The 13,461-nt window shown below is 49.0% G+C and carries 12 protein-coding genes and 1 other RNA gene; all 13 read left to right on the forward strand.

The features are described 5' to 3' along the window. Window position 1: 1 nt before the first annotated feature. A complete protein-coding gene (gene lysS / locus BN6471_RS06930; protein WP_066646961.1) occupies window positions 2–1,495 on the forward strand; it encodes a lysine--tRNA ligase in 1,494 nt (497 codons plus the stop codon). Window positions 1,496–1,636: 141 nt separating this feature from the next. Next, entirely contained in the window at window positions 1,637–2,302 is a 666-nt protein-coding gene (locus BN6471_RS06935) for a hypothetical protein (protein WP_066646964.1), read from the forward strand. Between the two features lie 45 nt (window positions 2,303–2,347). Continuing rightward, window positions 2,348–3,295: a tRNA dihydrouridine synthase DusB gene (gene dusB, locus BN6471_RS06940; protein ID WP_066646966.1), complete on the forward strand. Its 948-nt coding sequence runs from the start codon at window positions 2,348–2,350 to the stop codon at window positions 3,293–3,295. Window positions 3,296–3,358: 63 nt separating this feature from the next. After that, entirely contained in the window at window positions 3,359–3,610 is a 252-nt protein-coding gene (secG, locus tag BN6471_RS06945) for a preprotein translocase subunit SecG (protein ID WP_242861850.1), read from the forward strand. 47 nt (window positions 3,611–3,657) lie between these two features. Then, on the forward strand, window positions 3,658–5,763 hold the full coding sequence (gene rnr, locus BN6471_RS06950) for a ribonuclease R (RefSeq protein ID WP_066646967.1): 2,106 nt from the start codon (window positions 3,658–3,660) through the stop codon (window positions 5,761–5,763). A 41-nt stretch (window positions 5,764–5,804) separates the two neighbouring features. Further along, window positions 5,805–6,248 (forward strand): SsrA-binding protein SmpB, encoded by a 444-nt coding sequence (gene smpB / locus BN6471_RS06955; RefSeq protein ID WP_066646969.1) that lies wholly within the window; start codon window positions 5,805–5,807, stop codon window positions 6,246–6,248. Between the two features lie 27 nt (window positions 6,249–6,275). Further along, window positions 6,276–6,660, forward strand: a transfer-messenger RNA (tmRNA) gene (ssrA, locus tag BN6471_RS06960). 476 nt (window positions 6,661–7,136) lie between these two features. Continuing rightward, complete coding sequence (locus BN6471_RS06965; RefSeq protein WP_066646972.1) at window positions 7,137–8,840, forward strand: P-loop NTPase family protein; 1,704 nt, start codon at window positions 7,137–7,139, stop codon at window positions 8,838–8,840. A 195-nt stretch (window positions 8,841–9,035) separates the two neighbouring features. Beyond that, window positions 9,036–9,371, forward strand: a complete 336-nt coding sequence (locus BN6471_RS06970) for a hypothetical protein (RefSeq protein WP_066646975.1) — start codon at window positions 9,036–9,038, stop codon at window positions 9,369–9,371. A gap of 105 nt (window positions 9,372–9,476) precedes the next feature. Further along, on the forward strand, window positions 9,477–10,829 hold the full coding sequence (locus BN6471_RS06975) for a hypothetical protein (RefSeq protein ID WP_066646978.1): 1,353 nt from the start codon (window positions 9,477–9,479) through the stop codon (window positions 10,827–10,829). Between the two features lie 142 nt (window positions 10,830–10,971). Next, window positions 10,972–11,130 carry a ribbon-helix-helix protein, CopG family gene (locus BN6471_RS12655; RefSeq protein ID WP_082903385.1) on the forward strand — a complete coding sequence of 53 codons (159 nt, stop codon included), beginning with the start codon at window positions 10,972–10,974 and terminating at the stop codon, window positions 11,128–11,130. Next, on the forward strand, window positions 11,123–12,952 hold the full coding sequence (locus tag BN6471_RS06980; RefSeq protein ID WP_066646979.1) for an HsdM family class I SAM-dependent methyltransferase: 1,830 nt from the start codon (window positions 11,123–11,125) through the stop codon (window positions 12,950–12,952). The genes BN6471_RS12655 and BN6471_RS06980 overlap by 8 nt, the downstream gene beginning before the upstream one ends. After that, on the forward strand, window positions 12,939–13,460 hold the full coding sequence (locus tag BN6471_RS06985; protein ID WP_066646982.1) for a restriction endonuclease subunit S: 522 nt from the start codon (window positions 12,939–12,941) through the stop codon (window positions 13,458–13,460). The genes BN6471_RS06980 and BN6471_RS06985 overlap by 14 nt, the downstream gene beginning before the upstream one ends. The last annotated feature ends 1 nt before the right edge of the window (window position 13,461 follow it).

The raw sequence follows: 13,461 nt of genomic DNA on the forward strand, positions 1-13,461 counted from the left end.
AATGGCAGAGCAGGAACAGAATACCCAGCAGGAGTTATCTGAAATATTGCGCGTGCGCCGCGAAAAGCTGCAGGCGTTAAAGGATGCGGGACGCGACCCATACGAGATCACGGTATTTGAAAAAACATATTCCTCGGAAGATATCTTAAGTAACTTTGAAACGCTCGAAGGGCAGGAAGTATCTGTCGCGGGCAGGATCATTTCCAAACGGGTCATGGGTAAAGCGAGCTTTTTCCATATCATGGACGGGCGCGGTAAAATACAGATTTACGCGCGGCGCGACGTGATGGGGGATGATCCGTATGCGGAATATAAGAAATTCGATATCGGCGATATCGTAGGGATCACAGGCGAAGTATTCAAGACCAATGCCGGTGAGATTTCTGTCAAAGCCCACACGGTTCAGCTGCTTTCCAAATCGCTTTTGCCGCTGCCGGAAAAATGGCACGGGCTTAAGGACACAGACCTTCGGTACCGCCAGCGCTATGTCGACCTGATCGTAAACCCGGAGGCTAAAAATGTATTTTACGCGCGTTCCAAGATCATCAAGGGCATCCGCGATTTTCTGGACGGCAAGGGATATATCGAGGTGGAAACGCCGGTGCTGCAAACGAGCGCGGGCGGCGCGGCGGCGCGGCCGTTTGTTACGCACCACAATACGCTCGACATCGACATGTATTTGCGCATCGCGACGGAGCTGCATTTGAAGCGCCTTATCGTAGGCGGTTTTGAACGCGTATACGAAATCGGACGTATCTTCCGCAATGAAGGGATGGATCCCAAGCACAACCCGGAATTTACGACGGTGGAGCTTTACCAGGCATATACGGATTATGAGGGCATGATGAACCTGTGCGAGGAGCTGTTCCGTTACTGCTCGAAGCAGGTAAACGATTCGGACGTTATCACTTACCAGGGCGTGGAAATAAACCTCGGAAGCGCGTGGAAGCGCATGAGCATGAACGAAGCGGTCAAAGAATATGCGGGGGTTGATTTTGCCGCCTGCGGATCGGACGAACAAGCGCGCAGCCTGGCTAAGGAAGCGGGGATCGCGTTTGAGGGGACGCCTACGCGCGGGGTGCTTTTGAATGAAGCGTTTGAACAGAAAGTGGAAGAAAACCTCATCCAGCCGACCTTTATTTACGATTACCCGATCGAGGTATCGCCGCTCGCCAAGAAAAAACCGGGCAGCGACTGGCTCACCGAGCGCTTTGAATTGTTTATCACGGGCCGCGAGCTCGCAAATGCGTTTTCGGAGCTCAACGACCCGGACGACCAGCGCGAACGTTTCATGGAGCAGGCGAGAAAGCGCGCGGAAGGCGACGACGAGGCCAACATGATGGACGAGGATTTTGTCACCGCGCTTGCATATGCGATGCCGCCTACAGGCGGGATGGGGATCGGCGTAGACCGTATGGTCATGCTGCTGACGGATTGCTTTTCTATCCGCGACGTGCTGCTGTTCCCAACGATGAAGCCAAAAGAGAGCAAATAATATAAACTCTGGCATATTCAGGCCGTCAGGAATCAATCGGTTTTGCGAGGTGGAAGCCAAAGCAAAACAACTTTGAACAAAGGGGGAATACGGGCGAACAGTATGTTCCGCCCGTAAAGCAGCAATGCTGCGTAAATATGTATGGCAAAAGAAAGCGGAGTAAAAGCTGCAAAGGGAATCCTTTATGTATTGTCGCGGATCGCCATTGTGGTGGTGATCATTGTGATTGCCGTCATTGCCTTTTATACCGCAATGCATACGATGAACGTGGAAATGGTCTTAAAGGACGCTTATACGGCGCGTGCGCAGGCGGTCTTGCTCCCTTCAAAGGACGGCAGCGAAGACGCTGTTTTGCAGCGCTTATTCACTGCCGATTTCCTTGCCAACGATACGGAGTTGAACGGAGACCGCTACAGCGAATTCGACATCTTGAATTATTACCAGCGGACGGAAGTGGATTCGTTTATCATATGGCCGTGGGAAGACGAGGCCACCGTTAAGGTGACGGATATCGTGACGGAAATCACGGGTACCCCGCTCGATATGATCGCGGAAGACGGGACGATCATTTCTTCGGAAGAGGCGTCCGAAAAGCCGCCGGAGTGGAAAAATGGGCAATACGAGGTCAAGCTTTTAAAGAGGGGGAACGCGTGGATGGTCACTTCCCAAAAGTTGTTAAAGGAAGTTGAGCCGGAACCCACCGGCGCGCTGCAGCCAAGTGCAAGTGCATCGCCGAAGGTTTCCGCTTCAGGTGAGCCGTCCGATATGGCGAGCCCGGCGGATACTGCGGAAGGTGCGGAAGAATAATTTTGCGGGCGCAAAGGTATGCGCCTGTTTTTTTGAAAGGGATTTATGTTACCAAAGGTTTATCTTGCGCCAATGGCGGGCGTGACGGATGCTGCGATGCGTGAAGTCTGCGTTTTGTGCGGCGCACAGATGACGGTCACGGAAATGGTCAGTGCCAAGGGGATCGCTTATCGTAATGCGCATACGCACGGGCTGCTGGGGTTGAGCGATGTGGAAAAGCAAGCGGTCGTCCAGCTTTTTGGAAGCGAGCCGGAGGTGATGGCCCAAACGGCCCAAACGGTGGAAGCGATGTTCGGGGAACGGCTTTTCGGCATCGATGTGAATATGGGCTGTCCTGCGCCTAAGATCGTCAAAAATGGCGAAGGCAGCGCGCTGATGAGAGAACCGCTTCTCGCGGGAAAGATCATTTCCGCACTGAAAAAAGCAGCCAGCGTCCCGGTGAGCGTCAAATTCCGTTCCGGGTTTTCGGAGCAGGATAAGAATGCCGTGGCTTTTGCCAAGATGGCGGAGGAAGCGGGCGCGGATATCATCACGATCCATGGACGTACGCGTGAACAGTATTACAGCGGGAAATCGGACTGGGACATGATCCGCAGGGTCAAGGAGGCAGTACAGATCCCCGTGATCGGCAACGGCGATATCTTCTGCGCACAGGATGCCGTGGACATGATGGAGCAGACGGGCTGCGATGCTGTCATGATAGGACGCGGTGCGCGCGGAAACCCGTTTTTGTTCAGGCAGGTCACCGAACTGCTGGAAACAGGGACAGCCGGCAGGAAGCCGACGGAGCAAGAGCGCATCGACATGTGCCTGCTGCAAGCGCGTATCGCTGTCAGGCACAAAGGCGAGGTACTGGCCTTGAAACAAATGCGTACGCATGCAGCGGATTATATCAAAGGGATACGCGGCGCTTCCCGGATCAGGGAACAGGTCGTGCGCGTAAGCACCTATGCGCAGCTTGAGGAGTTGCTGCGATGCGGATTAAAAAAGTAGTTGCTTTTATGCCCCCTATGTGCTAATATATTGCTGTTACGTATTCTATATGGAGGTATCGTTATGGAGATTCTGTCTCTGATAATTAAAATAGTGTTGGTAGCTTTCTCGGTATTCCTGATCGTAGTCGTACTGCTCCAGTCGGGCGCAAAAACAGGCGTCCCGGGTGCGATCGGCGGCGGTGCGGAAGTAATGTGGGGGAAAAAGAAGGCGCGCGGTCTGGATGCGACGCTCAAGCGTCTGACAAAATTCGCGGCAGTCGGCTTTATGATCTTATCCGTATTTCTCTGCGTGATGCAGAAATACTGGATGTAAACAAAGGGATAACTTGGAAAGCACCCGCATGTCCGGGTGCTTTTTTGATGAAGAAAGGAAAATATTTGGATATACGCGAACGGGTCTTGGAGACCATAGAAAACAAAATATACAGTACGCCGGAGGATTTGGCGCACGCGCTGGATGTTCCAATAGAAACGCTCCTGCCTGTGCTTGGTGAGCTGGAAGCAGAATACCGGATCGCAAAAACAAAGCATGGGAAATATACGCTTGCGTCTACCGTGGGGCTTTTCCGCGGGCAGATCGATTGCAAACAGGGCGGCTTTGCCTTTTTGCGCACGCCGGATTGGATGGATGATATCTTTATTCCGCCGTCCAAAAAGAACGGTGCGATGAACGGCGAAGATGTCCTTGTAAAGCTCGCAAGACACCAGGAGGAAGGCAAAAGCCTGGAAGGCGCAGTTGTCAAGATATTCTCGCAGCTTCCCATCACCACGGTGGGTACGGTCGATAAGAAAAACGGTACGGTTTTTGTCGTAAGCGACGACCGCAATGTCGATGATATTTATATCCCGAAGGAGAAGGCCAAAGGGCTTAGGAGCGGGCAGAAGGTCGTTGCATTGATCACGCGCCGCGCAGGGCGCGGAAAGAGTGCGGAGGGGAAGGTAACGGAAGTATTGGGCCGCACAGGGGAAAAAGGTGTGGACATCCTTGCCTATGCGCGCCGGTTTGGACTGATCGCGGAATTCGATGACAAGTGCAAAAAACAAGCGCAGGAACTGACCCGCGAAAAGCAAGACACCGCAGGCCGGACAGACTTGCGGGACAGGTTGGTCTTTACCATCGACGGTGCGGACGCCAAGGATTTAGATGACGCGGTCTCCCTGCGGCTACTTGATAACGGAAACTATGAGCTGGGCGTGCACATTGCCGACGTAAGCCATTACGTGCGGGAATCTACGCCGCTGGACAAGGAAGCGCTAAAACGAGGTACGAGCGTCTACATGGTGGACAGGGTGGTGCCTATGCTCCCTAAGGAGCTGTCCAATGACCTTTGCTCGCTGAACGCGGGCGAGGATAAGCTGGCGCTTTCATGCATCATGGAGTTAAGCGGCAAAGGCGAGACGGTCTCGCATACGATCGAGAATACGCTGATCCGTTCGTCTTACCGCCTGACCTACGATGGTGTGAACCGTATCCTTGATGGGGATGAGGAGGAAACGAGGAAGTATGCGGAGATCGTGGAAACGATCCGGCAGATGGATGTGCTGGCAAAACAGCTGCGCGTACGCCGCTTTGAGAAGGGGAGTATTGACTTCAATATCGACGAGGCGGACATTATTTTAAATGACAGGGGTATACCGGTAGACGTGCGCGTCCGTGAGCGCGGCGACGCGGAAAAGTTGATCGAGGAATTCATGCTGCGCGCAAATATCACGGTGGCGGAACAGTATTATTATATGGAACTGCCGTTTTTGTACCGCATCCACGAGCAGCCGGACAGCGACCGGATGAAGGAGTTGGCGGTATTCCTCGGCAACTTCGGTATCAAGCTCAAAGGCTTCCAGAATATCCACCCGCACGCCATTGAGGAGGTGCTCGAAAAGGTGGAAGGGACGGATGAGGCGGCCATCGTAAACCGTGTGACGTTGCGCGCCCTGAAAAAGGCAAAGTATGCGACGGAGCCGGTCTCGCATTTTGGGCTGGCGGCGGACAGGTATTGCCACTTTACTTCGCCCATCAGGCGCTATCCGGATTTGCAGGTGCACCGTATCATAAAGGCGGTTTTGGACGGCAGGATGGACGATAATTATATCCGCCATTTAAATAAAATACTGCCGGAAGTGGCTGCGCAGACGAGTGCGAGGGAACGCAACGCGATCGAGGCGGAACGCGCGGCAGCGGATCTCAAAATGACGGAGTACATGACGCAGTTTGTGGGGCAGAAATTCCCGGCGGTGGTGTCCGGCGTAACGCGCTTTGGTATTTTTGCGGAGCTTGAGAATACGATCGAAGGGATGATCCCCCTCGGGAGTTTGAAAGACGATTATTACGTTTATTATGAAAAAGAGTACTGTGTAATCGGGCAGCGTACCAAAAAGCGTATCACACTAGGGGATAAGGTCATGATACGCGTGGTTTCGGCAGATGTCGCGACGGCAAAAATTGAATTTACGTTTGATCAAAGTTAAGGTATAATAGGAAACGGTATCCTAAGGAAAAGGAAAGAGTTATGAGCGGGGTAAAGCTGCTCGCGCAAAATAAAAAGGCGTGGCATGATTATTTCATAGACGATAAATACGAAGCGGGCATCGAGCTCGTGGGCACGGAGGTCAAATCCTGCCGCATGGCGAAGGTGAACCTGCGGGATTCGTATGTGCAAGTGAAAAACGGCGAAGCGTTTGTCAACAACATGCACATTAGCCCGTACGAAAAGGGAAATATCTTCAACCGCGATCCGCTGCGGGTGCGCAAGCTGCTGCTTCATAAGCGCGAGATCATGAAGCTGTTGGGCCTCACGTCGCAAAAGGGGCTCACGCTTATTCCGCTCAAGATGTATCTTAAGGCGGGAAAGGTCAAGCTGGAGGTCGGCGTATGCCGGGGCAAACACCTTTACGACAAGCGGCACGACCTTAAGGAAAAAGCGATTAAGAGGGATATGGAAAGAAGGATGTAACAACATCCTTTCTATACAACTGAATATGGGGGCGTAAATGGTTTCGACGGGGGCATTTGTGAGGCCGATAAGCAAGCCGCAGTTTCAGAAGTTCTGCGTTAAAAAATCTGACTTAAATACAAATGCTAAAACAAACAAAACTGCAGAGGTGGGTTCTCCCGCTCTGCTCGCTGCTTAATTAAATAGCAGCCTTCCGACCTCTCTTTTCCTGTTTGGGAGAGAATCGGGAGCAAATTTAAAACAGGGTACTATATTGCCAAAGCTTTGCGGCAATACGGATTTTATGAAGCTACCTCTTACGGTTTTTGTGGCTGGGGGCCTAAAAGAGGGAATTTAACAAAAGCCAATAAGCTTGTAGAAAGTCGGTCGGGCAGGCTTTCGGACGCGGGTTCGACTCCCGCCGCCTCCACCAGAATACGAAGCGTTGAACTCGGTTTCATCAGAAACATGTTCGCGCTTGCAATAGAAATAGAGGTCAACCGATAAGGCTGGCCTCTTTTCTTATGCCTTTTTGGGGTCTCTCATTTAACAGAAGCGGGTTTTCATGCTTTCTACGGGGTTTATACAGGGGGAAGTCGTTCTGATGAAAATATCGAGCGTTAATGACTGTATGCTTCTGACAGTTTTCGTAGATTCCCGCTTCTGGCGAGAATTATACACAGAAAACTATTATGCTGTGTAAACTGTGTACAACTGTGTATAAAACAATACCGAACCGAAAAGTTTCCGCTCCTACACTACACGCGCCCCCGCTTTTGGGCTTGTGGGGGGCGCCGACATCTAACTGTGCAAACTGTGTACAACTGTGTATATTTCGTAAAAATACACAGTTAATATTGATTTTTTAACTGTGTATGTGTATACTACGGAGTGAAAGGTGGTGATTCCATGGCAGACGATACAGTTGCAATTCAGGCATCAGGTGATAAGACCCCGCGCGGGCGAATCTTTAATTGCCTGCAATATGAGTATAATCCGAAGACGGGTGCTTGCCTGAACTTTACAGAAGCAAATATTCTTGCCTGCATGAAGCATAAGACAATCACCAGATATGCCTATATTAAGCATGATAAAGACGTCGTGACTGAGTCTGATATTGAGACTGGGCGTGGGACATACACAGACGCTGATCTGAATAAGCCGAAGGGCGTTCATTGGCACGTTGTGATAGAGACGGCGAATAATGCTTATCCTGCCAGCACGATAGCAAAGTGGTTGAATATACCTGAGAACATGGTTGAAATTCCGAAGGGGCGCGGGGCTTTTATTGATTGCGTCGAGTACCTTCGTCATTCAGATATTCATCAAGCTCTCAAAGGAAAGTACGAGTACGGCGTGGATGAGGTAAAGGCAAATTTCGACTGGCAGACCGAGGTCGAGGCTCTTATTCTCCGTAAGACGGAATACGAACGTCCGCTCTCCGAGAAGGAATACGTAAAGAACTCTGTTCTTTACAAAGGTATGACCATTCGAGAGGTTATCGACCGCTATCCTACTCTCTATCAAGAAGAACTGACCACGTTACAGAAATTGCGTCTTGAGTATCTTAACCGTAACGCTCCGATGCCACCGTTCCGTGTGAACTATTACATCTACGGTAATAGCGGAACGGGTAAGGACACAATGGCTCATTCATTGGCAAAAGCCCTGTTCTCGAACATGGAATATGACGATGATGTTTACTTTGAGATAGGCTCAAAGAAGGTCACGTTTAGCGGATATGATGGACAACCCGTCATCATCTGGTCAGAGTTCCGCGCGGACACATTTGTTGATGCGCTGGGCGGTTATGAAAGTGTTCTGGGAACGATTGATATAATCCCGAAGAACAAGCGCGAGCATAAGAAGTACGGGGATATAAGGCTTGTGAATGCGGTCAATATTGTGACCAGCACACAGGACTATCGGGACTTTCTGCGTGGACTTGTTCAAGAAGGTGACCCAGACCCGACACAGGCAAACAGACGCTTCCCGATTATTATACCCATCCATGCGGACTACTTTGACATCATGTTGAACGAGGGGTATCTCGGCGGGGATGCCTTTTCCGAGTACAGGGCATGGCGTCAGGTCAGAGGGTCGTTTGGTGAACTGGCAAGGAAGTTGAATAGTCGTCCTGACCTCTTCCAGAGGGCAGAACGTTTGCTCTCCACTCATGCGGTCAATGCACACAATTTGATAGTCGAGAACATCAAGTCGGATCCGTTCGCTGACAAATCTGATGACGAGGTTCTTGCCATACTGAAAGCCGACGGCTACGGTGAATATAAGACCGCTGACGAGATTAAAGCAGATGCAGAAGAACGGTTCCTTAATGAGATGGTTAAGGACGAGCAAGCCTGCTTTGACAAGTTGGTGGATTTCGCTCACTGGTTCTGGGATGAGTTCGTTTCACATTTGAACCGTGAGAAGTTTTACAAGTATCTGGACACTGATGATAAGACTGCTTATCAGAAGGGCTTTCTGGATGATATGGATTTCTCTGATATCGAGAGGGCTATCCATAATTACGGTTATGAGAACATGATTCTTCGCTATAATGAGAAGGTCATTCGCGGAGCGCTTGAACTTGTCTGGCTGGGAGATTTATAATCCACCCTCTTGCCTTCTAAGACATCTCGATTATACTCATAGTGATAACTGAATAACGGGTCTGACATACCCAGACAAAACTGTTGGTCGATTTACCGAAAGGTATCTGAGTGCTGAAAAGCGTCGCCCTGATAGGATTTACGGAAATTCCGTATCTTATCGGGGCGTTCTTTATTTCGAAAGGAGATTTTAAATATGTCGAGCAGAATTAAATCGAGTGAAGAAATTACTGCTGAGGCCGATGAGCTTCAGAAGAAACTTGCTGGGCTTCGAAAGGAAGCACGCAAGCTGAAGAAGTTGGAGGAGCAGGCAGAAGCTGATGCAAGGAGACAGAAGGACATTGCGTATGCTTTGGAGTTCATCGAGTTTGCGAAGCGATTGCGTTTCCAGAACGGTAATGACAGCTACTTCGATTACATCGCAAGGAAGCTGGCTGAGAGCAAAGCGACATCTGGAAACGTAGCGTCAGTTGCCGTTCCGGCAACGACGCTTAGACAGGGTGAGCCGTCTGGCAAGGGGCAGCGCCCATAAGAAGACGCTGACGGCAGGAGGACGGAGGGTCTGTTTACAGACCCAGAGGACATTATACTGGGACTGTAAACAGTCTTCGGACGATACGAGGAAGGAGTGATGTGAATGGGCTGGAAATGTGCGCCTCAGGTGATGGGTCTTGTCCGAGGGGAACCGAAAGCAGGACAGAAGCACCGAGCAAACGGTCGCAAGATTGCGATGGAAGCAGGATATGAACGAGCGTCTCTCAGCGACACACTGGACAGAACTCGCTCCAACCAGAATGAATATGAAGGTTATAGGAGCGGAAAAGAGTTCTGGGATGTGATGGAGCAAGAGGCTTCTGAGTATCGTGTTCAGGTGAAAGGCAAGACAAAGACGGGCGAAGAGATCATCCGAGAAAAGGGATTGCAACACAATGCCGTTATCGGATGGGCTGTGATTTATAATCCGCCTGCTGAAGTTTGCCGAGACTGGACACAGGCACAGTATAAGAAATTCCATGAGGACTGCCAGGAATGCATGGGGCTCATCTCTCCGATTTTCCGAAAGGAAAATATCAGGATGACCGCATTCCATAAGGACGAAGGTGTTCCTGCCGATGATGGTGAAGAGCCTGATGGACATTTTCATGACTTAGGTATTTCGCTGGACGAAAATGGTCATTATTGCGGAACCACGATTGACGCGAAGTTGCTGGTGACAATTAACAAGAAGTTCCCTGCTCTTATGCGTGAGCGTGGCTGGGATATGGATGATCTGGATGTCACCGATTTCGACCGTGCGAAGGTGGATTCCGATTACAAGGCTGAACGCGATTTCAAGCGTGGGCAGTCTGGAAAATCAGTCAATCAGCATATCAGACGGACGGCTGAAAAGTTGATGGATGATGCAGAAGCGATACACGCGGAAGCAAATAATGAGAAACAGGAAGTTATTAAACTCGCGAAGCGAAGCAGAAAGGCAGATCAAGAACGACTTGATATACTCAATCATAATCGTGATGTTCTGAATAAGCAGGAAAAAAGGATTGATGAGTCAAGGCGAATTATCGAAGAGTCTTTCCGTGCTATGGTGAGAATAATGCGTGGTGAAGGTCACGAAGATGATGAAATCGAAGTGCCTGAAAAGAATGTTTCAATAGCAGATGCGTTACGTAATGAAATGAATGCATGGCAGGAACGGCTTGTCAAGGAAGAGCAAGAGCGTGAACGCCTTGCTCATGAGAGATGGGAAAAAGAACGTCAGGCTCTTCTTGATAATATGCGCTCGATGGTGGAGCGAATTGAGAAGTCTGCTGATAGAGATGAAAGCCGTAAACATTTCATGGAAACTCATTGGATCAAGAGTACGGGTGAATCATTCGAAGACGTTTATCAGCGTGATATTGCTAAGATGCATAAATATGATGCGGGACTTGCAAGACAGGTCGAAGAGATGGCTGGAAGTAAGTCTGAGGATGAAACGCAGAAGCAGTAGTAGTCTGTGTGCGTAATGTGGGCAACTTCATAAAGTTGTCCATATTTTCACACAGATTGTTTTATTATAGCGTCTTGAAAAACCACGGTTTTTGTGTTACACTACTACACGAACACACAGAGAGTTCACGGAGGGTCATATTATGGCAGAACGTAATCTTGAAAATATCACCGTCACGATGACGAAGGAAGAAAAGAAAGCCTTGAAGCAGGCTGCGCTGGACAACGACTGTTCGGTGTCTGAGCTTATCCGTCGCTGGCTGGAAGAATACAGGGCGAAGGAGGCTGATAAGCGTGGCTAAACGTATGACAGAAGACGAAGTCCGCGACTTAGCGCGTGGAATTCTCGGCTTTGAAGATAAAGATAGTGCCCGTTCTGGTGTAGGACAGCTTACAACATTTAATCAGCTTGGATTTACAGGTGTAGCAGACAAGCCTGATGGCTGGTATCTGCCGAACAATCATGCTGATGTAGCTATGGTGCTCGAAACGAAAGCATCATATATTCCGCTTGGTGATAAACAAGTTGAAGAAGTCTTGAAAAATGTCAAGATTATCGAGAGCCAGTATGAAAAAGTTGTTGGTATCCTCTACAACGGCGAGGATATCCGTGTTTTCATGAACCATGAGGAAGTTGATACAGTAAAGCAACTGCAACGCCTTGAGTATTATGCTGCTCTTTTCACAGTGGACACGATTGACAAAGAACACATCTACGAGTTGACAGCTAAGATCAACAACTGCCTGCATTTTGACTTTGGCATTAAGAACCTGTATCACCGCATGATTTTTACAGCATGTGCGTTAGTTGCGAAGAGGTACAATGCACTGATGGTCAGCGGAATGGACTATTCCGAATTCCATAATGCTATTCTGAACTGCTTGAACAAAGAGCTTATTCGTGATAAGCAGCAGAACCGCAAACTTGGTATTCTGACAGATGTTTTCGCAAGGATTGAGATGAACCTTGATGTCAGTTCCGAAGATGCAAAGCAACAGCAGCATGTAAAGGATCTGATAACAGAGTTCATTGATTGGGTCACAGAAATTTCTGACTGCCTCAACTCCGATGCTTGGCGCGGTGAAGATGTTATGGGTATCTTCTTCAATGAATTCAACCGCTATAAGAAGAAGTCTGAGGCTGGACAGGTGTTTACGCCTGAACATATTACAGATTTCATGTATAAGATTCTGGAAGTAAATAAGGATGATCGTGTTCTGGACGGCTGCTGTGGCTCTGGTGGGTTCCTTGTGAAGTCCATGGCAAACATGATACAGGAAGCAGGCGGCGTACAGACGGAAAAGGCTACAGAGATAAAGCGTGAACAGCTTTACGGTATAGAGTTCGATAAAGAAATCTATGCCCTTGCCTGTGCGAATATGCTGATCCATAAGGACGGAAAGACTAATCTGGAACAGATGGATGCCAGGACGGAAGAGGCGGGTAAATGGATTGCCAAGAAGAGCATCACAAAGGTGCTGATGAATCCGCCCTATGAGAATAAATACGGCTGTATGACCATCGTAGAGAACATGCTTGATAGCGTTCCAGCACATACGATGTGCGGGTTTATCCTTCCCGATAAGAAGCTGGAAAAAGCAAGCAAGACGCAGATTAAACGTATCTTGAAGAATCACAGGCTCATAAAGATTATTAAGATGCCCGAAGACCTGTTCTTCGGCGTAGGTGTGACAACTTCTATCTTTGTGTTTGAGACTGGTGTTCCGCAAGGTGAAAATGAAATTTTCGGCTGTTATATCGAGACGGATGGTCTGGAAACAGTCAAGAACAAAGGTCGTCATGATGTACGACATCGCTGGCCTGCTATAGAGCGGTACTGGGTGGATAGTATCAAGAAGCTCCGCGACGATACGCACGGAACGGCGCAGTGGATTAAGCCGAGTGAACACCTTTCCTATCAGATGCCTGAAAAGCCTTTTGAAGTTTTCAAAGAGGACTTCAGGAAGACGGCTATGGATTATCTGATGTTCCAGCAGGGAATTGACGCAAAAGAGTTCGGAGACAAGCTGCTTACAGCGGCTATGTACTCCAGCGAGATAAGTATGTCAGACGGTAATATTAGCATTTCTATAAAGGCAGGTGATGCAGATGGAACGGATTGATACAAGCACATGGAAAGAGTTTAAGATTGGTGATTTGTTTAGTGTTAGTCGCCCTGTGGCTCGTTCTCAAGCTCACTATGAAGACGGTGATGTTCCTTTTGTTGCTTCGGGCAATTATAATAACGGGGTTGTAAAGTGGTGTGAGCCAAAAGAAGGAGAAATCCTTGATCCAAAGGGGTGTATTTCTGTTAGTCCTTTAGATGGTTCGGCTTTTTATCAACCTATGGATTTTCTCGGTCGCGGCGGTGCTGGCTCTGCTATTCTATTGCTTCACAATGAGCATTTGTCAGAGATGAACGGTTTATTCATTGCAACTGTTTTGAGAGCTGCCTTGACAAAGTTTTCATATAATGACCAAATCAATTCGCAAACAATTCTGGTTCAAACTGTAAAGCTCCCTGCTTTGTCAGATGGAGATCCAAATTGGGAGTATATGGATGTATACATGCGTGAAGTTATGGAAGATGCATCTGATAACATGGAAAAGCTTTTTGCTATTTCTGGTTAAT

It is taken from the genome of Christensenella timonensis (genome assembly GCF_900087015.1).
Taxonomy (GTDB): Bacteria; Bacillota; Clostridia; order Christensenellales; family Christensenellaceae; genus Christensenella; species Christensenella timonensis.

Coding starts and splice junctions, on each gene's coding strand:
- smpB (WP_066646969.1), top strand. CDS start 5,805: ATGAGCGGGGTAAAGCTGCTCGCGCAAAATAAAAAGGCGTGGCATGAT.
- BN6471_RS06985 (WP_066646982.1), top strand. CDS start 12,939: ATGGAACGGATTGATACAAGCACATGGAAAGAGTTTAAGATTGGTGAT.
- BN6471_RS06935 (WP_066646964.1), top strand. CDS start 1,637: ATGGCAAAAGAAAGCGGAGTAAAAGCTGCAAAGGGAATCCTTTATGTA.
- BN6471_RS06965 (WP_066646972.1), top strand. CDS start 7,137: ATGGCAGACGATACAGTTGCAATTCAGGCATCAGGTGATAAGACCCCG.
- secG (WP_242861850.1), top strand. CDS start 3,359: ATGGAGATTCTGTCTCTGATAATTAAAATAGTGTTGGTAGCTTTCTCG.
- BN6471_RS06975 (WP_066646978.1), top strand. CDS start 9,477: ATGGGCTGGAAATGTGCGCCTCAGGTGATGGGTCTTGTCCGAGGGGAA.
- dusB (WP_066646966.1), top strand. CDS start 2,348: ATGTTACCAAAGGTTTATCTTGCGCCAATGGCGGGCGTGACGGATGCT.
- BN6471_RS12655 (WP_082903385.1), top strand. CDS start 10,972: ATGGCAGAACGTAATCTTGAAAATATCACCGTCACGATGACGAAGGAA.
- lysS (WP_066646961.1), top strand. CDS start 2: ATGGCAGAGCAGGAACAGAATACCCAGCAGGAGTTATCTGAAATATTG.
- BN6471_RS06970 (WP_066646975.1), top strand. CDS start 9,036: ATGTCGAGCAGAATTAAATCGAGTGAAGAAATTACTGCTGAGGCCGAT.
- rnr (WP_066646967.1), top strand. CDS start 3,658: ATGAAGAAAGGAAAATATTTGGATATACGCGAACGGGTCTTGGAGACC.